A 26,615-nucleotide genomic window follows, 5' to 3' on the forward strand; every position below is an offset into this window, starting at 1 on the left:
CTGACGAAGCGCGCGATGCTACGGCTGGTCACGGTGGACCGCAATGAGGAAATGGCCGGCTCCGCCCAGACGGGCCTGCAGCATGGCCTGCACGACCAGCCCGTTCGGAGCACCGGCATCCGCGGCGACGACGACGTTTCCATCGGCAGCGAGCAGCCGCTTTATCGTTCCCGCTACGTCATTCAGCGGCACGTCCTGGCGGTTCACCGCGATCTGTCCGCTGCGGCTTACGCTGAGCGTGAGGGGCTGCTGCGCGGCAAGCGGTTGCGCCGTGCCGCGCGGCAGATCGAGTTTGACTGCGTCGAGCCGCTGCATCGTGAGCGACGCGAGCATGAAAGTAGCGAGCAGGAAGAACATCACATCGATCATCGGAATGATCTCGATGCGACCGCGCTTCGATGCCCTGGAACGGCGCAGCTTCATGACGTTTGCGCCTCGTGTTCCTGTGCGAGTCTCACGTTGTTGAGCCACGTGCTGACGATCGCTTCGAGTTCGTCCATGAGCCGGTCGATACGCCTTGAAAAATAGTTGAAGGCGAACAGCGAGACCAGTGCGATCACGAGGCCGATGGCGGTCGCCACCAGCGCCTGCGCCACGCCGCCGGTCACCCCGCCGGGATTGACGAGGCCGCTATTTCCGATCAGCCGGAACGCATGCATCATGCCGACGATCGTCCCCAGCAGGCCGAGCAGCGGTGCGGCTGTCACGATTGTTTCGAGCACCCACAGCCCTCTCGACATGTCGCGCTGCACGTCGAGTGCGAGCGCGCCCGCTCTGGCCTCGATCCACCATGCGGGCTTTGCCGCGTGACCGATCAACGGTTCGAGCAGCCTGCGCAGTGCGTGCTGCGGGGGGAGTCGCAGAAGCGCGGCGGTGCGATCGGGCTCGTCGGCTGCGTGGGCTTGCGCCTGCGGGGCGGCGGGAATGACCGCGAAGCGCCAGAACACCCAAGCGCGATCGAGCGTGATGACGAGCGCAACGATGGCGAGCAGCGTGAGCGGATAAACGACCCACCCGCCGACCCGCGCGGCTTGCACGATTCCTGTCCAGTCTTGCATGGAAGCACCCGGTTATCTGGTTCTGTCAAAAGTATTTGGTCAGGCCTGCATAGAACGCGCGATAGGGACCGTACTGAGGCGCGAACACGCCGATGCCGGAACCGTCGCGCAACGCGTAGGTTCTGCCGAAAGCGTTGATCACCACGACACGCCCATCCATCTTGCCGACCACGGGCAGGTTGAAATGCTCGATGACGGCCAGATTGATCTGTGCATAGAAGGGCATCTTGCCGGTATTGGCAAAGCCGTTGCGCAGGCCGCTGCCTGCCGTGCCGTCCATCGTGAAGGTGGTGCGATGCCAGTTGTAGGCGCCGCCGAAGGACGCAGTCACGCGCTGGTCGTGATCGAGGAATACCCAGTTGTTGCTGATATAGGCCAGTTCGTCCGCGCCGAAATTGAACTGGCCGGAAGTGACGTTCTTGCCCATCGCGCGGCTGTAGGCGAGGTTCAGATACGCCGACACGTTTTCATGCTTGTAGTTGGCCGTGAATTCGACGCCGTAAACACGCCCGTACTGGTAGTTGAACGGCGTATAGATGAGCGCCGCGCCAAACTGGCCGAGGTCGAGCAGGTTGTGCGCCTTCTTGTAATACGCGTCCAGCCCCAGCGTGAGATCCGTGCCGATCTGCTGGGTCACGCCAAGATCGAAGTAATCGGCGCGCTCGGGCTGCACCGGATCGTTCTGCGTGACCTCGCTTTGATTAGTCGTGCCATTGAAGCGGCTGATGGTGGAGCTGGAAACCAGTTCGAACGAAGGCGGCGTGAAGTAACGCGCGTAGCCGGCATGAAATGTCGTGGTGGGCGTCAGCTTGAACACCGCGCCAATGCGCGGACTCAACTGGTTTGCCTGCACGTATTCGTCCATGCCGTCATAGCGCAGGCCGTAGTTCAGGGTCAGCCTGTCGTTGATTTTCCACTCGTCCTGCAGATACGCGCTGTACAGGTAGCCCGTCTTGCTGCTCGAATCGGAAAGCGTAAAGGGCACATCCGAGGTCTGATTGCCATTGGCGTCGGCGGGGAAAACGGTCACGTTGTCCAGGAAGTTCGCATGCTCCTGCTGAAAGAGCACGCCGGCGCGCAGCGTGTGGTGGTCGTTCAGCCGGTACGTGGTATCGGCCTGCAGGCCGTTGGCGGTATCGCTGTGGAAGTCCTGCGAGGCGACGCCGTTGAAGATCAGGTCGCCGACCGGGTCCGGGTTGAACTGGGTGCGCGTATAGCGCGTGAAAAGCGCAACCTGATAGTCGAGGGCGCCGCCGTTGGTCCCCTGCAGCGCGACGACCGCGAAGTTGTTCAGCTCCGACTGGGTTTCGTTCAGGTCGGCGGAATCGAACGTCGGCACGCCGGCGAGCATGAAGTTTGGCGTGAGGCCGGGCGTATTCGGGATCTCGAACTGGTTGGCTGTCGTGCCGAACATCACGCTCACGCGCGTGAGCGGGTTGATGATGTACGACATATACCCGAAGGCATTGCCCTGGCGCGTGTGATCGTGAATCGGGCTCGGCGAGGCGGTGGGCGCCTCGATGCCGAGATTGTTTTCGCCCAGCGAGCCGCTGAAGAAATAGCTGAAATCGCCCTTGCTGCCGTAGACATCGGCGCTCGTCTGGATGGTCTGGTGGCTGCCGCCATAGACATCGATCGAGCCGCCGTTGCCGAGATCGCCCGATTTGGTGCGGATATCCACGATGCCGGCTGTGCGGTAGCCGTATTCGGCCGGCAGCGCGCCGGTCAGGAGATTGACCTGGTCGATGATGCGCGTATCGAGCGATTGCCCGAAACCGCTGATCGGCTCGGGAATCAGAATGCCGTTGATCCGGTATTGCAGGTCGGCGTGGTCGCCCCGTACATGCAGTTGGCCGTATGAGTCGTTCGCGACGCCGGGGGCCTGCAGCAGCACCTGGTTCAGCGGCGTGTTTTCGCCCTGCGGCATGGCCTGGATGTCGGCCTGGGTGATCCGGTAGATGCTGCTGCCCGTCTCCGGCAGCAGGCCGTTGCGTGCCTCGTTGAGCCGCTTCGCATTGACCTGCACGTCGAGCATGTCGCCCTTGCCCAGAACCACGGCCACGCTGGCCGGACTCGCCGGCGCCGTGGTCGCGATCTGCGAAGCGGCGGCGAAACCGGGCGCCGTTACGGTCACGGCATAAGTGCCCGTGGCGACGTGAAGGAGTTCGAAGTGTCCGGTCGCATCGGTCGTGGTCTGTCCTGCCTGAGTGCCGCTCGCATCCTGGAGCACGACAGCGGCATGATCCACCGGCTTCCCGGTCGTGTCCTTCACTGTGCCGTTGAGTGTGGTGTCGGCGTCTGCGGCCTGCGCCTGACTGGCCGTGATCATGGCGAACGAGACTAGCGCCGCGCGGGCGATGAGTGTGCGGTGGATCATGATGCGGTCTGGAAGCGTTATTGTTTTCCGCGCGTACCTCACAAAGCTTCGCCTTGTCGCGGGATCTAAATGAAATGATATAACATTGCATTTAGATCCCGCCATAGTTGACTGGATAAAAAATCGAAAGACGGTAAAGAAATAAATATGAAAGTTATTTGTTGGTTATTTTAAATAATCGATGCGGGCGTGCCGACGAAAGAGGAGTGCGGTTGTTGCACCGCAGCCGGCGTGGCACGATATCGAGTCCACCACCTCGTGCACGATTTCGCGACTGCGTTAAGGGAACCCCGCTTATCGCCTTGCTGTATCTCCCGCAACGGTACGCGCCCCGACAATCCGTCCTGCTCGGTACGATGTCGGCCGCGGTCTGGTCGCTGTCGTCTGGCCATTGTTCACTTGATTGATTCCACCATGCTTCGATTCGAAAACCTCAGCAAACGCTTTGGCGAGCGCGTTATCTTTCAGGGACTGCATCACGCCAGCGGCGCTGGATGCGTGGCCCTCTGCGATGAAAACGGCAGCGGCAAGTCCACGCTGCTCGGCATCCTTGCCGGCGCGATCGACGCCGACGAAGGGGAGGTCTGGCTCGACGGTCATTCGCTGCGTACCGATGCGCTCAAGGCGAAATCCGCGCTGGCCTATGTGCCCGACGACTGCATGGCGTATCCGTTCCAGACGGGCCGGGCGTTTCTCGAACTCGTGGCGTCGACAAAGAAGACAGTCGTCGACGCCCGCACGCTCGATCTTGCGCACCGCTTCGGCCTCGCTCCGCACCTCGAGAAGCGCTTCGAGCAGATGTCGCTCGGCACCCGCAAGAAAATATTCCTGACGGCGACGATGCTGGGCGAGCCCGCCGTCGTCATTGCTGACGAGCCGGGCAACGGACTCGACGCCGCCGCGCGCGCGGTTCTCATCGATCTGTTCAGGAATCTGGCCAAAGACAGCGCGGTCTTCTTTTCGAGCCACGATTTGCAGCTTGCGCGCGCTTGCGAGGCGAAAGTCACGAGTTTTGCCGATCTTGGCATGGCCGTGTGAGGCGTAGTCGGGCTGCGCAGTCCCGTGACTCGACCCTCTATGGCTACGTCGACCGGTCGCGATTGCGCGCGCGCGTGGCGCCCGTGATCACCGCGACGCCGAGCAGTATCACCGCCACGATCTCGATGATGTGCAGCGCAACATGCAGCGCCATCAATGCCCACGCCACGCCGCCGATAAAAATGATCCATCCGATCAGATAGATGAGCAGGGTCATCGTTCCTCTCCTTGTGATTTCGGCCTGGGTGCAGTGCAAACAACGCCATTGGCGAAAGTGCGATCAACCCGCCTTTCACCAGGCGCAATAGGTCGAAGCACATTGCGCGCCTGACGTTGCCATCGCGCGCGGCCGATGTTGGGCTCTTAACGCAATACGGCGGCGTCGTTTATCACCAACACGAACTGGCAGTCGTATTCCGGCGAAAGCAGTCTCTCGAACTTTTCGCAGATGGCTGTCATCACGTTTCTGATGATGGTCAGCGCCACAGCCGGTGTGGCCGCCGCCGCGGGTTTCATACGCGGCCTTGGTCGCCGCAGCGTCGCGGATATCGGCAACTACTGGGTCGACTTCACGCGCGTGCTCTATCGCGTGCTGCTGCCGCTTTCCCTGCTCATGGCGCTGGTCTATGTCTGGCAGGGCATGCCGCAGACCCTCGCGAGCGAGACGGTCGCGACGACGCTCGAAGGCGCGCAGCAGCACATCGTGCTGGGGCCGGTCGCCAGCCTCGAGTCGATCAAGCATATCGGCACCAACGGCGGCGGCTTCTTCGGCATGAACGCGGCGCATCCGTTCGAAAACCCGACGCCGCTCACCAACACACTGCACATGCTCTGCATGCTGCGTCACGCCGACGAACATGCTCGTCTGGGCGATGCCAAAACGCAGCTCCTTGCCTTCCATGTTGCCGCCGGCCTGCCGTTGACTCGCCTGCTGGTCCGCGTGCAACCGTGCGAAGTTCGGATTGCCGCCGTGCTCCGCCCCATAGATCAGCGCCACGCAAACCACGAACATCGCGCTGAACGCGGCAAAGAACGCCCAACCCTGGCGGCGGCGCAGCAGCATGCTGCCGAACGTGTAGGTCAGCGCGGAGGGAATCAGCCTCGGGCACGGCGAACAACGGTTCCGCGTTCGCGGGCCTGAATTCGAACACGCCGTTCTTCAATACGACGATTGCCTTCGCGATGCTGTTCGGCCGCTATTTCACGCTGCTGCCCATGCTCGCGGTGGCGGGCTCCCTCGCGATGAAGAAGACCGTGCCGGAAGGGCCCGGCACGCTGCCGACCGCGACGCCGCTATTCACGGCGCTGCTCGTGTTCGTGGTGGTGCTCGTAGGTGGTCTGACCTTCTTCCCGGCGCTCGCGCTCGGCCCCGTGGTCGAGCATCTGATGCTGACCAATGGACACTTGTTCTAAGGATGCCGAATGAATTCGAATGTGCAGAGTGCGCGCGCGGTCGCTGAACCCGCGCAAGGCGCCGCGTCACCCGCGCCGTCGCTGCGGGCGTTGATGCGACCGGCGCTGGTGTCGGCAGTGTTTTTCATGCTGTTGACGGGGCTGGCCTACCCACTGCTGACCACGGGCATCGCTCAGGTGCTAATGCCCTCGCAGATCCCGCGCTTCAGAAGCCTGCTGATTCCAGCAGGCTTCTATACGGGCAACGACAGCAGATCGTCTGGCGGAACGGCGCGCGGGCTAGTTAGTGCCCATGCGCCTCGCGGAATCCGGCGTCCTTTTCGAGCCGGCGACCGTGGGTGCCGACGTGGAATCCCGCCGAGATCACAAACAGGACTCCGGCGAATGGCCAGATATAGATTGCCAGCGAGAAGCAAACCCAAATCGCTTCTTGTGGCGGATACGCCTGGAGCGCCCAGACGAGACAGGCAACTGGCAACAGCATCAGACACAGCGCCGACCGGGTGAGAAAAGTGGCGGCTCTTGCTTTCTTTAGCGTCTCTGCTTGCATGCCTGGCTCCATGGGGAATGGCATTGGGACATAGAGTCGCATGGCGACCATTTGTCGCATACTTAGTAATATCCCTGACAGGTGCCACTTTTGCGCACTGCAATCTGCGAAAAGGATTCGTGATGCTGCATAGCCCTTCTGAATCGATCGTAGTTCTGATCGACTTGCAAACGAGACTGATGCCTGCGATTCACGACGGCGCATCCGTTACCGCGCAAGCCCTCAGGCTCGGGCGGATTGCTCGAGGTCTCGATGTTCCGGTCATCGGGACAGAACAGAATCCGGGCGCACTCGGCGAAAACGCGCAGGAAATAAAAGATCTGTGCTCGATGACTGTTGCAAAGCACCATTTCGACGCTACCGCCGATGGTCTGTTTGAAGCGCTGCCTGAAGGGCGAACCCGAGTCATCGTCGCGGGATGCGAGGCGCATGTCTGCGTATTGCAAACGGCAATCGGTTTGCTGCGTCGCGGCCTATCGGTCACTCTCGTTATCGATGCGATGGGTTCGCGCAAAGCCGTCGACAAAGAGGCGGCCATTGCGCGGCTGAACAAGGCGGGCGCCGAAGTGGCGACGGTCGAGATGGTCGCGTTCGAATGGCTGCGCTCGAGCCAGCACCCGCGATTCCGCGACATACTGCAGTTGATCAAGTAAGCGGCCACCAGCAGGCCAAAAGCGGCTCGATCATCGGCAAAACGCGGCGCCAGAGAGCAAGGCAACTATCGTCGAGGGCGCGAGATACTCGACGAACGTCCAGACAATAAGCGCTCCGAATGAAACGGCCAGCATGACCTGCACGATGCGCACGGCCAACGCCTCGCTCACGAAGGCTGGCCCGCGATCATGGCGCGCTGCACGACCCGCTCGTCGTCGATCGGCAAGTGCATCAACCCAGCGATGATGCCGAGCGCAATCGAGCCCTGCCAGAGCAGGCTGTAGCTATGCGTCGCGTCAAACACCACGCCGCCCAGCCAGACGCCGAAGAAACTGCCGATCTGATGCCCGAGAAACACGAAGCCGAAGAGCGTCGAGATATTGCGGACGCCAAACATCTGCGAAACGATCCCGCTCGTCAGCGGCACGGTGCCGAGCCACATGAACCCCATCGCGAACGCGAATACATAGAGCGTGAGGGGCGAGAGCGGCAAGGCGAGGAACAGCGCCATCACGCCCGCCCGTGCGAAGTAGATTGCCGAGAGCAGATACTTGCGGCGCAAAAATCCCCCCGCGTAACCGCATAAAAACGTGCCCGCGGTGTTGGCCAGCGCGATCAGCGCGAGCGCCAGACTCGCTTCGCGCGCGCTCATGCCTTTGTCGAGCAAATATGCCGGCAGGTGCGCGCCGATGAACGCAAGCTGGAAGCCGCACGACAAAAAGCCCAGATTGAGCAGCCAGAACCCGCGATGCGCGAACGCTTTGCCAATCGCACGGCGCAGGGTCTCGTGCGTATCGATCGCACCGCTGCGCTCCGCCGGACGATCGCGCAGCCATGCCGCGAGCGGCGCGCTGGCGAGCACGACGGCGGCGAGCACGAGAATGGCGGTGACCCAGCCGAATCTGCCGATCATCCCTTGCGTGAGCGGCACGACGCAGAACTGGCCCAGGCCGCCGAACATGCCCGCCACGCTCAGCGCCCAGCTACGCTGGTCGGCTGCGAAGAGCCGCGAGAGCGCGCCATAGACGGCGCCGAACGCGGTTCCGGACAGTGCAACGCCGAGCACCACGCCCACGCCAAACGTGTAGATGCCTGGCGTCGCGCTCAGTGCCATCATCGCGAGTCCAAGCGCGTAGAGCAGGGCGCCCGCGAAGATCACGCGCGCGGAGCCGAAGCGGTCGGAGATCATGCCCGTGAGCGGTTGCGCAACGCCCCACAGCAGGTTTTGCAGCGCGAGCGCGAGGCCGAAGGTCTCGCGCGACCAGCCGCGCTCGAGCGTGACGGGCAACAGGAAAAGCCCTTGCACGTTGCGCACGCCGAGCGCCGCGCCCATCAATACGCCACCTGCGATCACGAGCAGCCAGCGGCGGCGCCATGCATCGTCGATCCCGCTCATCGTTCGCCTCCTCGCACTGGGCGCTTCGCAGTTGCGCCGTATTGCGTCTAGTAGAGCGCAGGACGGCGAGTTGGCTCAAGCGAGTTTTTGGCACGCTTCGCATGCGCTTTGCTCATGCGATTTGGCTTTGGCGAGCCTGGTCGACGATCCAGCCGATGACGGCGCGCACGTCGTCGCGCGGTGCTTCGTCGGCCTGATGCAGCCAGTAGGCATAGCCAGTCGGGCCCTCGGCGGGCGCATTGCCGATCGCGGCGAGCCTGCCGTCGGCAAGCAGCGGCTGCACGAGGGCGAGGCGCCCGAGTGCGATACCGCGGCCGGCAATGGCGGCCTGAATGACCTGGTCGTACTGGTTGAAACGCAGCACGCCGCGAAGCGGCGCGCTGGCGAGGCCGCGTGCGCCCAGATGATCTGCCCAGCGCAGCATCGGGCGGCGCACGCCCTCGAATTCGAGCAGCACGTGGCGCGCGAGCGTGGCCGCGTCGAGCTTCTTCACATTCAACGAAGGATGCGCGACCGGCAATACATATTCGTCGTACAGATGTACCGCGCGATTCGCCGCCTCCGGCGCAATGCGGGCCGGCGCGTAACGCAGAGCGAGGTCGATGCCTTCGGCGCGCAGATCAAGCACTTTCTCGGAGGTCGCAAGGCGCAGATCGATATCGGGAAGCAGGCGTTGCAGCTCGCCGATACGCGGCAGCAGCCACAGGCCGGCAATGCCGATGCTGGCGGTAATCGTCACGGGCTGGCGCGTCTCTCGCGCGGCCAGCGCGCCGACGATTTCCTGCATCTGCTGCACCGCGCTGTCCGCAACGCGCAGCAGGCGCTCGCCCTCCGCTGTGAGCGAGATCGAACGATAGCCGCGGTTGAAAAGGCGCACGCCGAGCGCCTCTTCGAGCGCAGCGATCTGGCGGCTCACGGCGGATTGGGTCACGCACAAGTCGTCGGCGGCGAGCGTGATGCTCATGCGCCGGCCCACCGCGACGAAACCGCGAATGAGGTCGAGAGGAGGGAGTTTCACGAGCGGCGCCGACATGCGTTTTCCTCATGCGAAAGCAGCGCAAAGATTGATTGAACGGGCGGCCAAGGTCAAGTGAAATCGACACTCAGGTTTCTTCATGGAGCACGTTCATGGATTCAGGCGATCCGGGCGGGGCGCGTCCTCTCGCCGTCGGCATCACCGCCGCCGATGGCTTTACGCTTCGCGCTTATGTGTGGCGTCGTCATGCCCGGCTGAACGCGGACGCGTCGCGTCCGGTGGTCATCGTCAATTCGGCCACGTCGGTGCGCTGCCACTACTATTTCCGCTTTGCCGCATGGCTGCACCAGCAGGGTTTCGACGTGCTGGTCTACGACTACCGTGGCATTGGCGGCTCGCAGCCCGTTGCGCTCGCAACGCTCGACGCGAGCTGGCTGGAATGGGGCGAACGCGATTTCGAAGCGGTGCTGCGCTACGCGCGAAGCATGTTCCCGGGACAACCGATCGACGTCGTCGGGCATAGCATCGGCGGCTTCCTGATCGGGCTCGCGCCGTCGAATCGTCTCATTCGCCGCGTCTTCACCGTCGGCACGCAGTACGCGTATTGGCGCGATTACGCGCCGCGCAGCATGCCGCTCATGCTCTGGAAATGGCATGTCGTGATGCCGGTTTTGACCGGCCTGATGGGTTATTTCCCCGCATCATGGTTCGGATGGATGGAGGACACGCCGCGCGGCGTCGCGAAGATCTGGAGCCGGGGCCGCGCCCGCTTTGAAGACACGCTCAGCAAAGGGTCGCTTGCGCGCACGCCCGAACAGCGCGCCGGCATCGTCGCTCGTTTTGGCGACATGCATGCGCCGATTCTCGCCGTCAGCTTCCCCGATGACCCGTTCGGCACGATCCGCGCGATCGAACGCACGCTACGCTATTTCACACAGAGCCAGTCGACACACGTACGCATCGCGCCCGCCTCAATTGGCGAGCGCAGCATCGGGCACTTCGCGTTTTTTCACTCGCGATTCGAGCGCAGCCTGTGGCCGCTCGCGCGGCATTGGCTGGCCGATGGCAGCGTCATCGCGACGACACCGGCAACGACGCAACCGAGTCCCAGCCACGCCGAGGTCGAGAGCGATTCGCCGAGCCACGCAATGCCGATCGCCACGCCGATCGGCACGCGCAAATAGGCCTGCGCCGTCGTGCCGACCGAGCCGAGCGTCTGGACGAGCCGGAAGTAGATGACGAACGCGATCGCCGTGGAAGAAACGGCGAGTCCGATCAGCGCTGTGATCGATTGCAACGACGGATGAAGCGTCCACGGGCGGTCGACGAGCAGGCTCACGGGGACCAGCAGGACCGCGCCCACGACTAGCGATCCCGCAGCGGGTGCGACTGGCGAGAGTCCCTTGAACGATCGTCCGTAGATCGCCGCGCCGGCATAGCAGATCGTCGCGGCGACGATCGCCAGCTGCGCGACGAGTTGCCTGCCGAGTCCTTCGAATGCGCTCACGCCGACCACGAGGCATATACCGGCCAGGCCCGCGGCGACGCCGAACAACTTGCGCGCGGTGACCTGTTCGTGGCGCGTGATTAGCCACGTGCCGAGGAACGCCATGACAGGTGAAGTCGAATTGAGGATGGTCGCCAGACCGGCTTCCACCGAGCGCTCGGCCCATGCGATCAAGGTAAAGGGAATCACGCTATTCAGGAGTGCCTGCACGGCGAAGCGACGCCACACGGCCGGGTCTCGCGGTATCGTAATGCGCTGCCACAGCATCCAGAGCAGAAGGAGCGTTCCGGCAATCGACGTTCTCGCGGCGATGAGCGTGAGCGGCGGGATGGTCGTCACGCCGACTCTAATGAACGTATAGGACGCTCCCCAAAGCGTTGACAGTGCGAGGAGCAAAAGCAGGTCGAGTCCGGCCGATTTGCTCGCGGTCGATATTTGCATGCTGGGCGCCCGGTTTCACGCAGACGAGGTGAGATGACGGTTCCACGCGCCAGGGATAGCGCGTGTATCGACAGTATGCGGGCATCTTCGGTGCGAATATTTCGGCCTGAAATGAAATGTGGATTGGCGACGGACAGAATCAGGACGCGACGCGCAATGCGTCTTCCCGCTGCGTGGCGAAGCGGTTCGCGGGACGAGGCAAGCCAAGATGCTCGCGCAGCGTGCACCCCGTATATTCCGTGCGAAAGAGTCCGCGACGCTGCAATTCGGGCACCACGTACTGCACGAATTCGGTGAGGCCGCCGGGCAGCCACGGCGACATGATATTGAAGCCGTCGGCGCCTTCTTCCTCGTACCATTGCTGAAGCTGGTCGGCAATGCTTTGCGGCGTGCCGATCACCTGTTGATGCCCGCGCGCGCCCGCAATGCGCAGATAAAGATCGCGTATCGTGAGGTTGTCGCGCCGCGCGAGATCGAGCAGCAGGCGTTGCCGGCTCTTGCCGCCGTTGGTTTCCGGCAGGTCGGGCACGGGGCCGTCCACGGGATACTGCGAGAGGTCGAGGCCGCCTGACATGTTCGCGAGCAGTTGCAATCCCACGCTCGGATGGATCAGCGCCTGCAGCGCGTCGAACTTCTCCTGCGCTTCTTCCTGCGTGCGTCCGATCACGGGGAAAATGCCCGGCATGATCCTGAGATGCTCGGGGCGGCGGCCGAAACGCGCGAGCCGCCCCTTCACGTCGCGATAGAACTCCTTCGCTTCATCGAGTGTTTGATGCGCGACGAAAATGACTTCGGCAGTTTGCGCCGCGAGTTCCCTGCCCGCCTCCGAGGCGCCTGCCTGTACGACGACCGGCCAGCCTTGCGGCGAACGCGCGACGTTGAGCGGGCCGCGTACCTTGAAGTGCTTGCCGCCATAGTCCAGCGTGTGAAGCTTCTGCGGATCGAAGTAGATGCCGCTCGCCTTGTCGCGAATGAAGGCGTCGTCTTCCCAGCTGTCCCAAAGCCCGGAGACCACGTCGTAGAACTCTTTCGCGCGCTCGTAACGCACGGCGTGATCGAGATGCTTGTCGAGGCTGAAGTTGTGCGCTTCGGTTTCGGTGCTCGACGTCACGAGATTCCAGCCCGAGCGGCCGCCGCTCAGATAGTCGAGCGAGGCGAACTTGCGGGCCACGTTATAGGGCTCGTTGAACGAGGTCGACACCGTGGCGATGAGCCCGATGTGTTTCGTGACCACCGAGAGCGCCGAGAGCAGCGTGATCGGCTCGAAATGATCGGCGCGTGCGGTGCGCGAGAGCGAAGGCACATGCGTGTCGCGCACGCTCACGCTATCGGCGAAAAAGACGGCGTCGAATTTGGCGCGCTCGGCCGTTTGCGCCAGCTCGGCGTAGTGCGCGAAATCGAGGCCGCCGGCGGCGTGCGCATCGGGATGACGCCACGCGGCGATATGGTGGCCCGTCTCCATCAGGAAGGCGCCGAGGCTCAATTGTCCCTGGCGTCGCGGTGCTGCGCTCATGTGTGCTCCTCGACTGTGGTTGGCGTTCGCTACGGAACGGAAGGCAAGGATTCAATGCGCGAGCGGCTTGTGCGCCGTCGCAATGATCATGCGCCGCGCGAGTGCATAGCCGCGTGCGCTGCGATGCGCTTCGAGCGCACTCGCGAGCCCTGCGCGCACGTGAGCGATGTCTTCAGGCGTGAGCGAGGAGAGGAAATTGCCAAACGAACTGGACCGGCTGAAGGCAAGCACATCGTCGACGTTGTCGAAGGTGTCGCCGAAGGCGCGAATCTCGTTGTGCGTCACCTCGAAGCCGGCGCCCCGGAGCAGGGCTGCCGAGCGCTCGCGCGTGAGCTTGTTCGGCGCGCCGATTCCGGCGCGCTGCCATTCGGGCTCGCCTGCAAATAGTGCATGCAGCACGACATGCAGATCGTGTGGGGCTTCTTCGGGCATGGTCGTGAAGCCGATCCGGCCGCCTGGCTTGAGCACACGCCACGCTTCGCGTAGCGCCTGCGCCTGATCGGGGATCCAGTGAATCACACTGTTGAAATACACCACGTCGTAGTGCGCAGCGGGCACCGTTTCCAGCGCTTCGGCGCGGCCGACGCGCGCGGCGAATCGGCCCTGCGCGCGTTCGAGCGCGCGTTGCACGCGCAGCGGCAACGGATCGAGGCCGAGCACCTCGCCGTGTGCGCCCACGCGCTGCGCCGCCGATCCGGTGAGACGGCCCGTACCGCAACCCACGTCGAGCACGCGTTCGCCTTCGCGCAAGCCGAGCACGTCGAGCAGTTGCAGACCGTGATGAAACTGGCGAATGCCGAGCCGGTCGTATTCTTCGACGAGCGTGGCGGAATCGAGTTGAAGGCTGGGCGCGTTCGACATATCGTGGTCCTGACCAAAGTTTGCCAGGGCCATTCTTGCCGATCGCTTATCTCACTACAAACAAGCAATTGAGCTATTCATAGTTGCGCGAGTGCGTTCGCGACGATTCCGCCGTTACAGCGGATTTTCAAAATGCGGGGGCAGTTCTTATTCCGCAATCGAACGAATGACGCGCGCCGGATTTCCACCGACGAGCGTATTCGGGGGAACGTCTTTCGTGACCACGGACCCTGCCGCCACCACCGAGTTCTCGCCGACGGTTACGCCGCCGATGATGGTCGCGCCGGCGGCGATCCAGACGTTCCTCTCGATCACGATGGGCTTTGCGATGATGCCCTCGCGCCGCCGGGAAGGTTCGACGGGATGGCCGGACGTGATGAGGCTCACGTTCGGGCCGATCATCACATCGTCGGCAATGTCGAGGCCGCCCAGGTCATAGAAAGTGCAATTCTGGTTGACGAAGACGTTGCGCCCGACGCGGATCTCGACCCCGCCGCTCGTGTAGAACGGCGGGATCAACAGGAAGCTGTCGTCGACCTTCTTGCCGACGAGTTCACTGAACAAGGCTCGGACTTCATCGGCATCGTCGAAGGTCAACCGGTTGATCCTGGCGGTAATCGCCATCGCCCGCTTGAGGTTGGCGGTCATGGCCGCGGATTCCGGCGTTCGTCTGGCAACTATCGTGGTGCGGTCGTCATTCGCCATGCGTCGTTTTTTCCAGTGATCCGCCGGATTGTGCCTCAGAGGTTGATCTGTCCACCCATCTCGACAACCCGGTTCGCGGGCAGGCTGTAGTACTCGGCCGCCTGCGCTGCGTTGCGCGCCATGAACGCGAACAGCTTCTCGCGCCATAGCGACATGCCTTTGCTCTCTGCCGTTGCGAGGATCGTGTCGCGGGCCAGGAAGAACGACGTGGCTGCGGGCTCGTACTGCCATGTGGGTATCTGCTTCTGCACGAGCAGGAGCACTGCCGGCACGTTGGGCATTTCCATGAAGCCGTGATGCGCCGCGACCGCGTAGCAACCATGCCCAAGATCGCTAACCGAGACTTTCTCGCTTTCGGGTACGTGTGGAACGTTCTCGGTCGTACCGGCCAGAAAGATATTGGTCTCGTGCATCACGCCGTTATGCTTGAGATTGTGCATGAACGCGCTCGGCGTCATGCCGGGTACGCCGCCCGGAAACACCGCCGTTCCGCCCACGCGGGGAGGCGGGTGCGATCCGTCGCACAACGAGTGAATGAATGCCGGAAGCGGCAGGTTGTCGCTTTTCACACGCTCGACGACCATTTCCCGCCCGCGATGCCATGTCGTCATGATGGTGAACAGCACGCCGCCTGCCAGCAGCGGAAACCATCCGCCGTCGAGGACCTTGCTCGCATTGCTCGCGACGAATATCGCATCCACGACGGCCAGCGGCCCGATCACCGCCAGCGTTGCGACCGGTTTCCAGTTCCACAGGCAGTGGGTGACGAAGTACATGAGCAGCGTCGTGAGCAGCATCGTCGAGGCGACGGCAATGCCATAGGCGGCCGCGAGGTTATCGGAAGAGCGGAAGAACACGACGAGGAATACGACCGCCGCATAGAGCGAGATGTTGATGAACGGTACGTAGACCTGACCGACTTCGTGCGTCGAAGTGTGGATGACGGGGATGCGCGGCAGCAACCCAAGCTGGACAGCCTGCTTCGTCATGGAAAACGCGCCGGAAATGACGGCTTGCGACGCGATGATCGTCGCGGCTGTTGCCAGCAGCACCAACGGAAGCAGTGCCCAACCCGGCGCCTGGGAGAAGAATGGCTGCGTGAGCGCCGAAGGCGTCGACAGCACGAGCGCGGCCTGGCCAAAGTAGTTGAGAACGAGGCTTGGCAGCACGAGCAGCAGCCACGCGAGCCGGATCGGCGTCTTGCCGAAGTGCCCCATGTCCGCATAGAGCGCTTCGCCGCCCGTCAAGGCAAGGAACACGGAACCGAGGACGACGAACGCCGTACCGGGTGCGTGCGCCACGAAGCTCAATGCGTAAGATGGCAATGCGCCGCGCAATATGCCGGGGTTGTGCGCGATATGAGCGACGCCAAGCACGGCGAGCGTCAGGAACCAGACGATCATGACCGGTCCAAAGACTTTTCCGACCGTGGCCGTGCCGTGTTTTTGAAGCTTGAACAGGCCGGTCAGGATAACGAGTGAGATAGGCACGACCCACGTGGCCAGATGAGGATCCACGAGTTCGACGCCTTCCACTGCCGAGATGACCGAAATCGCTGGCGTGATCATCGAGTCGCCATAAAACATCGCGGCGCCGAACACGCCGAGCGTCAGAAGCACGGTGCGCAGACGCACGGGCGCCACGCGAGCGGCCAGTGCCGTGAGCGCGAGAATGCCGCCTTCGCCGTCGTTGTCCGCACGCATGACGAAGCTCACATACTTGAGCGTCACGACAATGATGATCGACCAGAGGATCAGCGACACGATCCCGAATACGTTGGTCTGGCTAATTCCGCCGGCGGCTTTCAGGCATTCGCGCAAGGTGTAGAGCGGGCTGGTTCCGATGTCGCCGAAAACCACGCCTATGGCACCCAGAATCAGGGCGGGAGGGACGTCTGTAGTTTGACTGGATGAACGCGCGGATATGGAGGCCATGGGTAAGGAAAATGAAATTCAACGTCCCGCGGGACGGGCTGCGGAGCACAAACGTCAGGCCTGGTCTTGCGGCTGATGGGGGTGACGCGGCCTCAAGGCTGCGATCGGCAGGCAGGCGCTACGTCTGCAATGTCCGCGCGATTGTGATGGGCGTCCGGTTGCCTGAGGCTCCGGATCCCCCAGATTGCAATCAGAAGGCCCCCATCAAAGCCGCAACCCAGAAGGAGCCAGGTCGTCGTCATGTCGTATCCCCAAAGTGTGGTCGATTGCGCGCAGGAACAGCGGGTCCCGACTCGCACGCTACAATCGCGCGACAGATACTACAGGCGCATCCTTTCAGAACGCATGACCCGTCTCCCGACGCTCAAGGAAACCGTTTCGCGAGGTCTGCGGCGGCTCACCCTGTGGGGCCCTGGGCTCCTCGTGATGCTGGCCGACTGCGACGCCGGCAACGTCGTGACGGCCGCGCAGGCCGGCGCGCAAACGGGGCTGCGGCTCTTGCCCGTGCTGCTTGCGCTGGTCCCGCTGCTCTACATGGTTCAGGAACTGACCGTTCGCCTCGGCATATTTACCGGGCGCGGTTATGGCGAACTCATCCGCTCGCGCTTCGGACCGGTTTGGGCGGCGCTGGCCGCGTCGGGGCTGGTCGTGGCCGTGCTGGGGTCGCTCGTGACGGAGTTCACGGGCGTTGCGGGCGTGGGGGAAATGTATGGCGTGTCGCGTGCCGTCACGCTGCCGCTCGCCGTCATCCTGTTGACCGGAATCGTGCTCACGGGCTCGCACAAGCGCGTGGACCGGATCGCCATTGCCATCGGCGCATTCGACCTGACGTTCTTCGCCGTCGCATGGAGTGCGCGCCACAAACTCCAGGTCATGGTCCCGCAGATGACTCACCTGGCGGCGGGCGGCCGTGAGGCCGGCTATCTGGCGGCGGCGCTCATTGGCGCGACGTTCAATCCGTGGATGGTGTTCTATCAGCAGGCGGCGGTCGCGGACAGCCTCACGGCGAAGGACTTCACGTCCGCCAGAGTCGAGACGGCGGTCGGTGCGGTCCTCACGCAATTGCTGACGGCAGCGGTGCTCGTCGCTGCTGCGGCGACGTTGTCGGCGCATGGCGAGCCGCGCTCCCTCGACAGCATCGGCGAAATCAGCGATGCGCTCGTTGCCGTAACGGGCCCGTTTGCAGGCCGTCTGCTATTTGGCGCGGGCGTGCTCGGTGCGGCGCTGGTGGCAGCCATCGTGAGTTCTCTCGCGCTGGCATGGGGGCTCGGCGATGTGTTCGGGTACCGTGCCTCGCTCGAGGACCGTCCCGACCGCGCGCCCTGGTTCTACGGCGCGTATGCGCTGGCCGTTGCAGGCAGTGCCTGGGCTGTCTGGCTCGCGCCCGACCTCGTTTCCCTGAACGTTGCGGCGCAGGTGGTCAATACGCTGATGTTGCCGCTCGTGTTGGGGTTGCTCGTCGCCCTGAGCCTCACCGCGCTCCCGCAACGGTATCGGCCCCGCGGGCTTTATTTGTGGCTCGTGGTCTTCGTGGGGGCGGTCGTGTGTGCCGCGGGTGTCTGGGGCGCGGTGCAGGGTCTGCGCCCTTTACCCATGATCGCTGGCTTACAGATTCTTTAATAGTGCGAAGTAGACGGCGGCAAACACCACGACAATGCCGATGTTCACGGCCAGTCGTAGCCAGAACAGATTTTTGAGGAAAATAATATCCACGCCGACGACAACGGCTATCAACAACAAGATGTAAATCGCAACGTACGCGTGTCTCATCATTTCGATCGCCAGTCAAAAGATCCCGGTTGCGAGTTGCCATGGAATCAGGATACGCCGGGACCACGCGCCTCACACGTCGCATACGTTTCCATTCATTTCACAGCCTGGTGCGGCGCATCAGCCAGGGTCGCCCGATGCGGCCGGACGCGCGTTTCCCGGTTTCTGTTGTTTTGTTGCTATCTTGCTGAAATCGATGTTGCGAAAGGCTTTTCTGGCTATAGTTAAAGTGCTTTCTCAAACACTTGATGCGACGCGGTAAGAATTGCGCCCTGCATCAAGAACGTTCGGTTTATGCAGGGTGTTTTCGCGGTTTCCGGCGAAAAGGCTGCAAAACTAACCGATCTCTGGGAGGACCAGATGAGACGCACGAAGACGCAGTCATTGCGTTATCAGGTCGAAAAATGGCTCGCACCGACCTCGCCGGTGCATGTCACCGCGTTTGGCCATACCCCTTCGGGCAGGGCGCGCTACGTGTGCGTAGAGACGCGCCAGACAACGGGATTTCACGCGCTGTTCTTCTTTCAGCACGACGACGGTTACTGGAATGTATTTCCTCCCGTGGGTGACCAGGGGCAGTGAGGCGGAAAATTTAGTTAGGCATCCAATATAAACGAAAGCCCTTCACTGCATCGCCGTTTCCTCGATGCAGGAGGGAAAGCGCGAGGCCGCCGAGGTGAGCGGGCGTTCGCGCCTTTGCACGACGTAGACGTCCATGTCGGGAAATGACTCGTGGAGCTTCAACTCACGGATCCTGCGGCGCTTCATCTCGAGCTGGAACATCTATAGCGGCGGCTTCGATTATTTCCCGCTGTCGTACCTCGATCTGAATGCCGGCGTGTACTACCAGCAGGACCGCGTGAACTCCGGGGGGCACTCGGTGATGGGCGCGATCGGCTCTCAGTTCTTCCTCTCGAAGCGCACGGCGCTGTATGCGCAGGTCGGCCTCGTCAACAACACGTGCGCCCGACAACTAAAACGAAGCAACATGACCACCATGGGTATTCAAAAGCTCGCCGTTATTGTCGGCGCTGCCGCGGCGTTGGCTGCGCTCAACGTGCAGGCGCAGCCCGCCGCTTCCTCGCATTGGCTTACGTGCCGGGACCCTTCGCATGCGTGCGCCGATGCAGCGGTCCCAGCGCGGTGGAGAGCAGCGCGCAGGGCAGCAGGATCGCGACGAGTGCGAACATCGTCGTCCTGAACGCATGGGCGTAGTCGATGGCGCCGGGCGCCGCGCCGAGCGTCGAGAAGAACAGGCCGCCTAGCGTCGCCGCGCCGACGGCGGCGCCGATCTGCAGCGTCGCCGTGACCATGCCCGAGGCGATGCCCGCGCGCTCGGGCTCCACTTCGGCCAGCACGATGCGCACGACGGAAGGCAAAACGAGCCCCTGGCCGATGCCGATCGCCGCGAGTCCGAGGTAGAACCCGGCGCCGGGCTCCGCCACGCCCGCGAGCGCAGCCGCAATAGCGAGTCCGCCCGCGAGCATCACGAAGCCCAGCGTCAGCACGCGGTAGCCGCCGAACCGGTGCACGAGGCGCGGCATCAACAGCGGGCTGGAAAGGAAGCCGATGCCGAACGGCAGGATCGCGAGTCCCGAGGCGAGCGGCGTCCAATGCAGGCCGCCTTGCAGATAAATGCCGTAGGTCAGGAAGAACGCGCTCATCGTATAGAAGAGGAACGCCAGCACGAGACCGACCGCAATGACCGGATTGCGGAAAAGGCGCACGTCGAGCAGCGGATCCCTGCCATTGACGAGGCTGCGCCACTCCACGCGCAGCAGCAGGCCGAGCATGGGCAGCGAGCCGGCGAGGCAGGCGAGCATCCACAGCGGCCAGCCCGACTCGCGTCCGCGCGTGAGCGGATAAACGAGCATCAGCAGAAACAGCGACAGCAGCAGGGTGCCCGGCACGTCGATGCGCTTGCCGCGCGGCGGGCGGCTTTCCGGGATGAAGCGCCAGCTGCCGACGAGCGCGAACACGCCGATAGGCAGGTTGACGAGAAAGATCGCGCGCCAGCCCAGACCGAACGGGTGCAGGCTGATGAGCGCGCCGCCGCCCAGCTGGCCGATCACGGCGGCCACGCCGAAAACGAAGGCGTAAAGCCCCATCACGCGCACCTGCTCGTGCGGCGTGAATACGCTGCGGATCGTGGCCAGCACCTGCGGCGCGAGGGTCGCGGCGAACAGGCCTTGCAGGATGCGTCCGGCGACGAGCGCCGTGCCGCTGGTGGCGAGGCCGCAGAACGTGGAGGCGACGACGAACCCCGCCATGCCCACCATGAAGATGCGCTTGCGGCCGTACAGGTCGCCGAGGCGCCCGCCCGTGATCAGCATGACGGCATTCGCGCACGCGTAGGCCGAGACGACCAGCTGGAGTTCGGACGCGTTCGCGCCGAGTCCGTCGCGGATGGCGGGCAGCGCGAGGTTCACGATGAAGTAGTCGAGCGGCGGCAGAATCGCGCCCACCAGCAAGACGACCAGCGCCCAGCCGTGATGGCCGTGGCCGGCATCGGCGGCGGCGCGGGGCGTGACGGCGCAGGCGGCGTACGTATTGTCAGACATGGGTGTGCTCAGCGATAAAGGGCCGGATTTCGTCAGGCTGCGCTATCCAATGGACGCGCAGCGTGAGCGTTCAGTCGACATTGTGGTCCACCTCGATCTTACGGAAAAGCGGAAATTGATGGTACTATCCATCGACTTATTCGATGGATAGTGGAATGTCATGCGTGGCTTCGAATTCGACCAGTTGAAGACGTTCGCGGCGGTGGCGAACGTGGGCAGCCTTTCGGCGGCGGCGCCGCTGCTGCATCTTTCGCAATCCACGATCAGCGAGCAGGTGCGCAAGCTCGAGGCGCGCGCAGGCATGCCGCTTTTCGTGCGCAGCAAGCGTGGCGTGGAGCTTACGCCCGCGGGCACACGTCTGCTCGAACATGCGCGGCGCCTCGTGGCGCTCAACGAAGCCGCCTTCGACGACGTGCGCGGCCAGGCCATCAAGGGCGAGCTGCGCGTGGCGATCACCGAGTACTTCCGCACCAACGAGGTGGCCGGTTTGCTCGTGCGGCTGCGCGACTGCTATCCGCAGCTGAGCTTGCATGTGAGCGCGATGAAGAGCGCCGATATCGAGGTCGCGTATGCGAAGCGGCAGGTCGATCTCGGCGTGGTCATGCACCTGTCGAGCGGCCCGTTCCGGCCTGCGGCCACCGACGCGGACGCGCGCTGGGAGTTGCTGCGCGAACCGCTCTACTGGGTCGCGTCGCCGACGCTCGCCGAGCAATTGCCGCAAGCGTTGCCGCTCGTGCTGCTGCCGGGCGACTGCATGATGCACCAGGTCGCGGTGCGCTCGCTCGAAGAAAGCGACATACCCTACGTGCTCGTTCACAGCGCGTCGGGCGTGGCCGGGCTGCAGTCCATGCTCGCAGCCGGTCTGGGCGTGGGATGCCTGTGCGCATCGGCAATCGGCGAGGGCCTCGTGCGGCTCGGCCCGAAGCACCGGCTGCCGGTCCTGCCCGACGCGGTGTTCTCGCTCGTGCCGCCGCATCCCGGCGAACGGGACACCGTGGCACAAGCGAGGGAAGTGCTGGCGCGGCAACTGCTGGTGTGATGCGGCTGCCGCGCCGGCGTGCTTCGCGCCTCAATGCGGCACGTTCACGACGCCGTCGTTCGCGCGAATCGCATTGCTGCCCGGGTTCTCCACGATGGCCGGCAGGTTCGCAAGACCCAGCGGCGGCGCGGCGCCCGGGCTGCCGCCGCGCGGGATCGTGCGGATGACCTGGGAAGGCGGCAGCGGCGTGCCATTCTTCAGATGACTCCACATCAGATTGAGCGCCGCGATGTTGTAGTAGTGCACCGGCACGAAGTGCGTATCGAAGCCCGGCACGGCGAGGAACGCATCGAAGTGTTGTCCGTTGATCACCTCGTACAGCGACACGTGGCTGCGCGAACCTTCCCGCTCGCTGTTTGCCGCAAGATACGCGCGCGAAGCATGATTGATCGGCACGAGCGCGTCGCTGCGGCCTTGCACGATGATCGCGGGCTTGCCGTGCAGGTTCGCGTTCACGCTGATCGCCTGGACGCTCTGGCGCATGCGCGGATCGCCCTTCGTCCAGAACGCGCGCAGACATGCCGCGCCCGCGAAGCTGGCATCGGGCGTGGCGAGCCGATGGTCGGCGCCGCCTGGCGGCGTGACGTTGTAGACGAGATTGACGCCGTTGGTCGGCGGCACGCCGTTGCCCACGCCAAAGATGGTCAGCATCGGCGAGACGGCCGGCGCAACGCCCGCGGCGCCCGTCGAAGCGTTCGTCGTGCCGAAGCTGAATCCGCACAGGTTGTCGAGCACGCTCGACCGTGTGTAGGCATCGGCGTAGGTCACCGCAACGGCCGGCACGGCCTGTGAATCCCACATCGGCGCGTGCAGCAGATCGGAGTCCGCTTCATAGCCGGCCTCATGCAGGCGCGCGAGCGCGTCGTTCGCCTGCGCCTGCGTGTCGCCGCCGTGGATGTAGCCTGCCGCCGCGAGCGAGGTGCAGCGCGCCTGGCGAATCGCGGTCGTGGTCGCCACGGGCAGCGCCGTGAGATAGGGCGCGCCGGCGGCGGCGTCCGCGAGCGCCGCGCAGGGTTGCAGCAGGTTCGCGAGCGTCATGTAGTCGGCCAGCGGTTTGCCGGCCGCGGCAATGCGCTGACCGCCTTCCTTGACTTGCGCGTCACCGGGCATGCGCACGTTGATCTGCGGTTCGCCGACCACCACCGCCGTGATCCACTTGCCCGTGTCCTCTTCGGCTGCTGCGAGCGACGCGCCGCCGCCGTTGCTCACGGAAGCCGCGATCGTCGTGATGTCGCCGGGCGCGTAGCGTACGCCGCGATTCGATGCGTCGACGCGCGGCGCGAACTGCTGGTTGAGCACCCAGTACGCGAACTGGACCGCCTCGAGTGTGTCCTTGCCCCAGTCCGCTTCGGGGTTCAGCTGCGAATACGCGTGCTTGAACGCATAACGGTTCGGAAACTTCTGGTTGTAGGCGGCGAGCGCGCCCGCCGGCACGTTCGCGGTGAAAATGCTCGTGCGTCCCGCCGTTGCGGCGTTGGCCGTGACGCCATCGATCAACGTGACGAGGCCGCTCATCAGTTCTTCTGCGCCGTTGCCTGTGCCCTTGTCGGTATAGGCGACCGCGCAGCCGCGCTTGAGTCCCCACTCGCCGGCCGCCGAGATCGCGCCGTACACGCCGCGCGAACCCGACGACGTGGCTGTCACGATGCACGGGTTCGCCGGATCGAAGCTGGTTGGCACCTGCACGAGCAGGCTGACATTCTGGCCGCCGCTGCCGTCGTCGGCAAACGCGAGATATTCGGTGCCGGCAATTTTTCCTTCACCCAGCGTGTCGTTGCCGTAAAGATCGACGTTGGGCCCCCAGAAGCGGCCATAACCGCCGTTCGCGCTGATATCGACGAGCGCGCGATAGTTCGACCAGATCGCGAGCCGGCGCAGTTCCGCGGCCGTCGGGGCCGCGGGGTTCGCGATGGCCGGTTGCGCCCCGGCAAGCCCGGTTTTGCCGAGCCCGGCGGTCAACAGATCCTCGCTGACGCCATCGTAGCTGGTGGTTTGCAGACTGCTCGCCACCACGAACGACGGCAGCCGGTTGAATGCCGGGTGACTGGCGTTACTTTCGGCAGCGTGTGCGCCGGGCACGAGCGCCGCGGCTGCGACGGCGATTGCGGCACGCAGGCGTGCCGTTTTACGCCGGACTGCGAACGGGGTATCTCTCATGGGTGTTTCCTTGTTTGTTGTTAGGGTAGGACGCACTGCATCGGGAAGACCGTTTCGACGTGCCGGCATCTCGGCACCCATGGACATTAGGACATCCTGAAAGCAGATACCAGGAGAGATTGCATGCGGGCACAAGGGGATCGCCTTCCACCTCGTACTGGCGATGGAAGGGCCCACTTGCTTGCTGTTCACGCGCGGTGGGGACCGCGTTCGGCTGGCGGATTCCTTGCGGGATTATTTGCAGAGCAGGAGCAGGCGCTCCTGATCCGAACATGGCCGCCCATCGGCTCGTTGCGCGGCGGGGGCGCCTTGCGCCGCGGTCGAACCCGTGGGGGCCTTCATCGCGGCCCGATGCGCGAAACACGCCTTCAGGCGCCGCTCGACGGGCGGATAGTATTGCCAGCCTTTGCCAAGCCCCGGCAGCTCGAGCTTCACCTGCTTCCACTTCGGATGGCCGTGCTCCTGCAGGTTGTCGAAGTTCTCGCAGAGCGAATCGGCAAAGCGCTTCAGGTTGCCGACCGTATCGCGCAGGTTGTAGTCATAGGTGACGAGAAAGGCCTTGACCGTCCACGTCGGCACTTCTTCCTTGAGCCAGTTCGGGTAGCTCGACACGTGGATCGTCGCGGGATAGTAGGTTTGCTTTGCGCGCGCCGTTTCTGGCGCGTTCGGATCGACGCGCAGGAAGCGGATCTGCTGCAGCAGCTCGGGGTTCATGTCGGTAAAGAGCTTGGCGGGCTGCCCGGCGACGATGATCGCCACATCGATCTTCTTGACGATGAGTGCGGCCAGCGCATCTTCGTTGCTCAGATGCTGCGCGTTCTGTTCGGGAATCGGCTGGCCGAACATGAGGCGGTACAGCGTCGTCGCCGACTGCGCGGTGCCGCTGCCGATCAGGCCGACGCTGATCACCTTGTCCTTGATCTCGTTGATCGTCTTCATCGGCGAGTCGCTACGTACCACGAAGTAAATCTCTTCGTCGTAGAGCGGCATGATGAGCCGCAGTGGCCGTATCAGCGTGCCGGCCTCTTCGTTGCCGGAATTGGCCATGTCGACGTAGGCCTGGTAGACGTCGGACTGCACGAGCGCGAGCTTCACGCCGGGCTCGAAACGCATGCGCTGCACGTTTTCGGCCGAGCCTTTCGATGGGATCACTTCGAGGTCGATGCCCGCCGGCTGCGCGACCCATTTCGCCAGGTCCTGGCCGATCTGAATGTACGTCCCGCGCTCCGGGCCAGTCACGATGCGGTAGTGCGCGTCGACCTCGGCGGCGACGGCGAGCACTGAGAAAAGCAGGGCGGTCAGCGCCGCCACTCCCGCTAGAGTCGTTTTCAGCATGGTCTCTCTCCCGCCTTGTTTGCGATGTACGGCAGACTTCGATATGTTATGGAATCCTGTTCAATGCGTGGCGCCCGGCGGCGCGGCGCGCTTCCAGCCGTTTTGCACGATCGCGCGCTCCTGGGCGTCGACGCTGTTGTCGCCGCCGGCGGGACTGGCGGCCGTCGCGACGTTCGCGGCATTCGTGGCATTCGCTGTGTTCATCGCGCCGGGCAGTGGGGGCGGCGATGCGCTCGTATTCCAGTCCTGCGACGACGGCAGCCGCACGGTGTTCGCGCCGCGCGGCAACGCCGCTGCCGCGTTCACTTGCGGGGCGCCGTTGGGCGGGCTGAGCGGTTTCCACGCCGTCGATACGATGGCGCGTTCCATCAACGATTGCGCAGCTTGACTGCTCGAATCGATCGCGAGCGCTTCCGAAGCCTGTTGCTGCACGCAGGCCCAGGCACGCTGCGCGACGCAGCGGTCCGCGTTTTGCAAGGCGCTATCGCGCCGCTGCTCGTGCGCCGCGATCTCGCTTTGTAGCGCGCGCGCCTCCTCGTTGCCCCCGTCGCGCGCGAGCACGGCATTGGCCGCGGCTTTCGCGTCGAACAGGTTGTTTTCCGCAAGGCTGGTCCGCGCGACACGCAGACCGTCGGCCACGTCCGCGAATTGCGGCGCGGGGTGCGCATTGCGCGGGGGCGATTGCGGCTGCTCGCGGGTCTGCCTGCCGGCGGCAGGGGGCGTCTCATCGGACTGTTGCGCAGACGCATTGGTCGAAACCGAACCGCCCGAAGAGTGCAGGGTCTGTTCGCTGGCTGTGCCTTCCCGCTGGCGGTTGGTACCGAACAGCAGATACGTGCCGTACGCGAACGCAAGTATGAGAGCGAAAACGAACAGGCCCCTCGGAAAGATCCATTGCCCCATGTGCGAAAACCGCAACCCGTGTGTAAGCGCTAAGGCGTGCTGCGCGCCGGGCTGGTAGTCGGTGTTCAGCGACGGCCCGTCAGTCGCGGGTACGCCCGTCTGCACGAGTTTCGCGGCCGCGGGCGCGGGGGGCGCCGCCGCCGTGGCGCCGAGGGGTGTCAACGTGGCTTTCGGATGGGTGCCCAGCGCGACTTTGTCGAGTGGACAATCCGTGCCGCAGTAAGGGCAGAACTCGAAGTTTTCGTACAGCAGTCCGCCGCAACGCTTGCACGCCGCGGGGAAATTATGGTCGGGACCAATCTGAGCGGACATGATGTCGTCCCACCGTTATGGCAATGCCATTTCGGCATGCTCAGAATCGTCGTTGAAGCGATGGGCGAGGCCTCGCGGAACTCACGATCTGCATGCGAAGGAAAGCGACGGGGCC

The 26,615-nt window shown here is 63.8% G+C and carries 22 protein-coding genes and 4 pseudogenes; 9 read left to right on the forward strand and 17 right to left on the reverse strand.

Features of this window, described 5'->3' with window-relative positions; all coding sequences use genetic code 11:
* Positions 1-18: 18 nt before the first annotated feature.
* From M3A49_RS05920 to M3A49_RS05930, 3 genes are read right to left on the reverse strand one after another with little or no spacing between them, the layout of a single operon-like run.
* Positions 19-423: an ExbD/TolR family protein gene (locus tag M3A49_RS05920; RefSeq protein ID WP_254355423.1), complete on the reverse strand. Its 405-nt coding sequence runs from the start codon at positions 421-423 to the stop codon at positions 19-21.
* Positions 420-1,058 carry a MotA/TolQ/ExbB proton channel family protein gene (locus tag M3A49_RS05925; RefSeq protein WP_266227866.1) on the reverse strand — a complete coding sequence of 213 codons (639 nt, stop codon included), beginning with the start codon at positions 1,056-1,058 and terminating at the stop codon, positions 420-422. The genes M3A49_RS05920 and M3A49_RS05925 overlap by 4 nt, the downstream gene beginning before the upstream one ends.
* Positions 1,059-1,083: 25 nt before the next feature.
* A complete protein-coding gene (locus M3A49_RS05930) occupies positions 1,084-3,435 on the reverse strand; it encodes a TonB-dependent receptor (RefSeq protein WP_266227867.1) in 2,352 nt (783 codons plus the stop codon).
* Between the two features lie 414 nt (positions 3,436-3,849).
* Between M3A49_RS05930 and M3A49_RS05935 the strand changes: the two genes are divergently transcribed.
* Positions 3,850-4,473: an ABC transporter ATP-binding protein gene (locus M3A49_RS05935; RefSeq protein WP_266227868.1), complete on the forward strand. Its 624-nt coding sequence runs from the start codon at positions 3,850-3,852 to the stop codon at positions 4,471-4,473.
* A gap of 43 nt (positions 4,474-4,516) precedes the next feature.
* On the opposite strand, the gene M3A49_RS05940 is transcribed toward M3A49_RS05935, so the two are convergent.
* The gene (locus M3A49_RS05940; protein ID WP_169739108.1) at positions 4,517-4,690 is read right to left on the reverse strand and encodes a hypothetical protein; all 174 of its coding nucleotides are present in this window, start codon (positions 4,688-4,690) and stop codon (positions 4,517-4,519) included.
* Positions 4,691-4,843: 153 nt separating this feature from the next.
* Here M3A49_RS05940 and M3A49_RS05945 point away from each other — a divergent pair.
* Positions 4,844-5,314 (forward strand): annotated as a pseudogene (locus tag M3A49_RS05945) (potassium-transporting ATPase subunit KdpA); the annotation flags it as partial.
* A gap of 51 nt (positions 5,315-5,365) precedes the next feature.
* Here M3A49_RS05945 and M3A49_RS05950 read toward each other — a convergent pair.
* Positions 5,366-5,536: pseudogene (locus M3A49_RS05950) on the reverse strand (potassium-transporting ATPase subunit KdpA); the annotation flags it as partial.
* Between the two features lie 74 nt (positions 5,537-5,610).
* Between M3A49_RS05950 and M3A49_RS05955 the strand changes: the two are divergent.
* Together M3A49_RS05955 and M3A49_RS05960 are read left to right on the forward strand one after the other, a co-directional pair.
* Positions 5,611-5,886, forward strand: coding sequence for a potassium-transporting ATPase subunit KdpA (locus M3A49_RS05955; protein WP_375541758.1), 276 nt, complete (start codon positions 5,611-5,613; stop codon positions 5,884-5,886).
* A 93-nt stretch (positions 5,887-5,979) separates the two neighbouring features.
* Positions 5,980-6,069: pseudogene (locus M3A49_RS05960) on the forward strand (potassium-transporting ATPase subunit C); the annotation flags it as partial.
* Positions 6,070-6,169: 100 nt separating this feature from the next.
* Here the strand turns inward: M3A49_RS05960 and M3A49_RS05965 are convergent.
* Positions 6,170-6,436, reverse strand: a complete 267-nt coding sequence (locus M3A49_RS05965; protein WP_254335190.1) for a hypothetical protein — start codon at positions 6,434-6,436, stop codon at positions 6,170-6,172.
* A gap of 122 nt (positions 6,437-6,558) precedes the next feature.
* Between M3A49_RS05965 and M3A49_RS05970 the strand changes: the two genes are divergently transcribed.
* On the forward strand, positions 6,559-7,089 hold the full coding sequence (locus tag M3A49_RS05970; protein WP_266227870.1) for an isochorismatase family protein: 531 nt from the start codon (positions 6,559-6,561) through the stop codon (positions 7,087-7,089).
* A 167-nt stretch (positions 7,090-7,256) separates the two neighbouring features.
* Here the strand turns inward: M3A49_RS05970 and M3A49_RS05975 are convergent, their stop codons facing one another.
* Both M3A49_RS05975 and M3A49_RS05980 read right to left on the reverse strand, forming a co-directional pair.
* The gene (locus M3A49_RS05975; protein ID WP_266227871.1) at positions 7,257-8,486 is read right to left on the reverse strand and encodes an MFS transporter; all 1,230 of its coding nucleotides are present in this window, start codon (positions 8,484-8,486) and stop codon (positions 7,257-7,259) included.
* A gap of 112 nt (positions 8,487-8,598) precedes the next feature.
* A complete protein-coding gene (locus tag M3A49_RS05980; protein WP_266227873.1) occupies positions 8,599-9,519 on the reverse strand; it encodes a LysR substrate-binding domain-containing protein in 921 nt (306 codons plus the stop codon).
* A gap of 95 nt (positions 9,520-9,614) precedes the next feature.
* On the opposite strand from M3A49_RS05980, the pseudogene M3A49_RS05985 reads away from it, so the two are divergent.
* A pseudogene (locus M3A49_RS05985) lies at positions 9,615-10,370 on the forward strand (alpha/beta fold hydrolase); the annotation flags it as partial.
* A gap of 101 nt (positions 10,371-10,471) precedes the next feature.
* Here the strand turns inward: M3A49_RS05985 and M3A49_RS05990 are convergent.
* The 5 genes from M3A49_RS05990 to M3A49_RS06010 all read right to left on the reverse strand — a co-directional run bounded on the left by M3A49_RS05990 (position 10,472) and on the right by M3A49_RS06010 (position 16,423).
* The gene (locus tag M3A49_RS05990; RefSeq protein WP_323183110.1) at positions 10,472-11,410 is read right to left on the reverse strand and encodes a DMT family transporter; all 939 of its coding nucleotides are present in this window, start codon (positions 11,408-11,410) and stop codon (positions 10,472-10,474) included.
* Positions 11,411-11,549: 139 nt separating this feature from the next.
* Positions 11,550-12,923: an LLM class flavin-dependent oxidoreductase gene (locus M3A49_RS05995; RefSeq protein WP_266227875.1), complete on the reverse strand. Its 1,374-nt coding sequence runs from the start codon at positions 12,921-12,923 to the stop codon at positions 11,550-11,552.
* Between the two features lie 51 nt (positions 12,924-12,974).
* The gene (locus M3A49_RS06000; RefSeq protein ID WP_266227876.1) at positions 12,975-13,784 is read right to left on the reverse strand and encodes a class I SAM-dependent methyltransferase; all 810 of its coding nucleotides are present in this window, start codon (positions 13,782-13,784) and stop codon (positions 12,975-12,977) included.
* Between the two features lie 147 nt (positions 13,785-13,931).
* On the reverse strand, positions 13,932-14,489 hold the full coding sequence (locus tag M3A49_RS06005; RefSeq protein WP_266227877.1) for a sugar O-acetyltransferase: 558 nt from the start codon (positions 14,487-14,489) through the stop codon (positions 13,932-13,934).
* Between the two features lie 35 nt (positions 14,490-14,524).
* Complete coding sequence (locus M3A49_RS06010) at positions 14,525-16,423, reverse strand: potassium transporter Kup (RefSeq protein WP_266227878.1); 1,899 nt, start codon at positions 16,421-16,423, stop codon at positions 14,525-14,527.
* Between the two features lie 345 nt (positions 16,424-16,768).
* Between M3A49_RS06010 and M3A49_RS06015 the strand changes: the two genes are divergently transcribed.
* Both M3A49_RS06015 and M3A49_RS06020 read left to right on the forward strand, forming a co-directional pair.
* The gene (locus M3A49_RS06015; protein ID WP_266227880.1) at positions 16,769-18,043 is read left to right on the forward strand and encodes an NRAMP family divalent metal transporter; all 1,275 of its coding nucleotides are present in this window, start codon (positions 16,769-16,771) and stop codon (positions 18,041-18,043) included.
* 510 nt (positions 18,044-18,553) lie between these two features.
* Complete coding sequence (locus M3A49_RS06020; protein ID WP_028204722.1) at positions 18,554-18,775, forward strand: hypothetical protein; 222 nt, start codon at positions 18,554-18,556, stop codon at positions 18,773-18,775.
* Positions 18,776-19,284: 509 nt separating this feature from the next.
* Here M3A49_RS06020 and M3A49_RS06025 read toward each other — a convergent pair.
* Entirely contained in the window at positions 19,285-20,754 is a 1,470-nt protein-coding gene (locus M3A49_RS06025) for an MFS transporter (RefSeq protein ID WP_266227881.1), read from the reverse strand.
* Positions 20,755-20,914: 160 nt separating this feature from the next.
* Between M3A49_RS06025 and M3A49_RS06030 the strand changes: the two genes are divergently transcribed.
* Positions 20,915-21,793, forward strand: coding sequence for a LysR family transcriptional regulator (locus M3A49_RS06030; protein WP_028204716.1), 879 nt, complete (start codon positions 20,915-20,917; stop codon positions 21,791-21,793).
* A 30-nt stretch (positions 21,794-21,823) separates the two neighbouring features.
* Here the strand turns inward: M3A49_RS06030 and M3A49_RS06035 are convergent, their stop codons facing one another.
* From M3A49_RS06035 to M3A49_RS06045, 3 genes are all read right to left on the reverse strand, one after another.
* Complete coding sequence (locus M3A49_RS06035) at positions 21,824-23,950, reverse strand: D-(-)-3-hydroxybutyrate oligomer hydrolase (protein ID WP_266227883.1); 2,127 nt, start codon at positions 23,948-23,950, stop codon at positions 21,824-21,826.
* A 234-nt stretch (positions 23,951-24,184) separates the two neighbouring features.
* Positions 24,185-25,285 carry a TAXI family TRAP transporter solute-binding subunit gene (locus tag M3A49_RS06040; RefSeq protein ID WP_266227884.1) on the reverse strand — a complete coding sequence of 367 codons (1,101 nt, stop codon included), beginning with the start codon at positions 25,283-25,285 and terminating at the stop codon, positions 24,185-24,187.
* A 60-nt stretch (positions 25,286-25,345) separates the two neighbouring features.
* The gene (locus tag M3A49_RS06045; RefSeq protein ID WP_266227885.1) at positions 25,346-26,500 is read right to left on the reverse strand and encodes a hypothetical protein; all 1,155 of its coding nucleotides are present in this window, start codon (positions 26,498-26,500) and stop codon (positions 25,346-25,348) included.
* Positions 26,501-26,615 lie beyond the last annotated feature (115 nt).

This window comes from Paraburkholderia sp. CNPSo 3076, assembly GCF_026343935.1.
GTDB classification, from domain to species: Bacteria; Pseudomonadota; Gammaproteobacteria; order Burkholderiales; family Burkholderiaceae; genus Paraburkholderia; species Paraburkholderia nodosa.

Bases quoted from the DNA above. Each gene is read 5' to 3' on its own strand.
- M3A49_RS06035 (WP_266227883.1), bottom strand. From the start codon at position 23,950: ATGAGAGATACCCCGTTCGCAGTCCGGCGTAAAACGGCACGCCTGCGT.
- M3A49_RS05980 (WP_266227873.1), bottom strand. From the start codon at position 9,519: ATGTCGGCGCCGCTCGTGAAACTCCCTCCTCTCGACCTCATTCGCGGT.
- M3A49_RS06000 (WP_266227876.1), bottom strand. From the start codon at position 13,784: ATGTCGAACGCGCCCAGCCTTCAACTCGATTCCGCCACGCTCGTCGAA.
- M3A49_RS05975 (WP_266227871.1), bottom strand. From the start codon at position 8,486: ATGAGCGGGATCGACGATGCATGGCGCCGCCGCTGGCTGCTCGTGATC.
- M3A49_RS06030 (WP_028204716.1), top strand. From the start codon at position 20,915: ATGCGTGGCTTCGAATTCGACCAGTTGAAGACGTTCGCGGCGGTGGCG.
- M3A49_RS06005 (WP_266227877.1), bottom strand. From the start codon at position 14,489: ATGGCGAATGACGACCGCACCACGATAGTTGCCAGACGAACGCCGGAA.
- M3A49_RS06020 (WP_028204722.1), top strand. From the start codon at position 18,554: ATGAGACGCACGAAGACGCAGTCATTGCGTTATCAGGTCGAAAAATGG.
- M3A49_RS05935 (WP_266227868.1), top strand. From the start codon at position 3,850: ATGCTTCGATTCGAAAACCTCAGCAAACGCTTTGGCGAGCGCGTTATC.
- M3A49_RS06015 (WP_266227880.1), top strand. From the start codon at position 16,769: ATGACCCGTCTCCCGACGCTCAAGGAAACCGTTTCGCGAGGTCTGCGG.
- M3A49_RS05995 (WP_266227875.1), bottom strand. From the start codon at position 12,923: ATGAGCGCAGCACCGCGACGCCAGGGACAATTGAGCCTCGGCGCCTTC.
- M3A49_RS06045 (WP_266227885.1), bottom strand. From the start codon at position 26,500: ATGTCCGCTCAGATTGGTCCCGACCATAATTTCCCCGCGGCGTGCAAG.
- M3A49_RS05930 (WP_266227867.1), bottom strand. From the start codon at position 3,435: ATGATCCACCGCACACTCATCGCCCGCGCGGCGCTAGTCTCGTTCGCC.
- M3A49_RS06010 (WP_266227878.1), bottom strand. From the start codon at position 16,423: ATGGCCTCCATATCCGCGCGTTCATCCAGTCAAACTACAGACGTCCCT.
- M3A49_RS05990 (WP_323183110.1), bottom strand. From the start codon at position 11,410: ATGCAAATATCGACCGCGAGCAAATCGGCCGGACTCGACCTGCTTTTG.
- M3A49_RS06025 (WP_266227881.1), bottom strand. From the start codon at position 20,754: ATGTCTGACAATACGTACGCCGCCTGCGCCGTCACGCCCCGCGCCGCC.
- M3A49_RS05965 (WP_254335190.1), bottom strand. From the start codon at position 6,436: ATGCAAGCAGAGACGCTAAAGAAAGCAAGAGCCGCCACTTTTCTCACC.
- M3A49_RS05940 (WP_169739108.1), bottom strand. From the start codon at position 4,690: ATGACCCTGCTCATCTATCTGATCGGATGGATCATTTTTATCGGCGGC.
- M3A49_RS05920 (WP_254355423.1), bottom strand. From the start codon at position 423: ATGAAGCTGCGCCGTTCCAGGGCATCGAAGCGCGGTCGCATCGAGATC.
- M3A49_RS06040 (WP_266227884.1), bottom strand. From the start codon at position 25,285: ATGCTGAAAACGACTCTAGCGGGAGTGGCGGCGCTGACCGCCCTGCTT.
- M3A49_RS05925 (WP_266227866.1), bottom strand. From the start codon at position 1,058: ATGCAAGACTGGACAGGAATCGTGCAAGCCGCGCGGGTCGGCGGGTGG.
- M3A49_RS05970 (WP_266227870.1), top strand. From the start codon at position 6,559: ATGCTGCATAGCCCTTCTGAATCGATCGTAGTTCTGATCGACTTGCAA.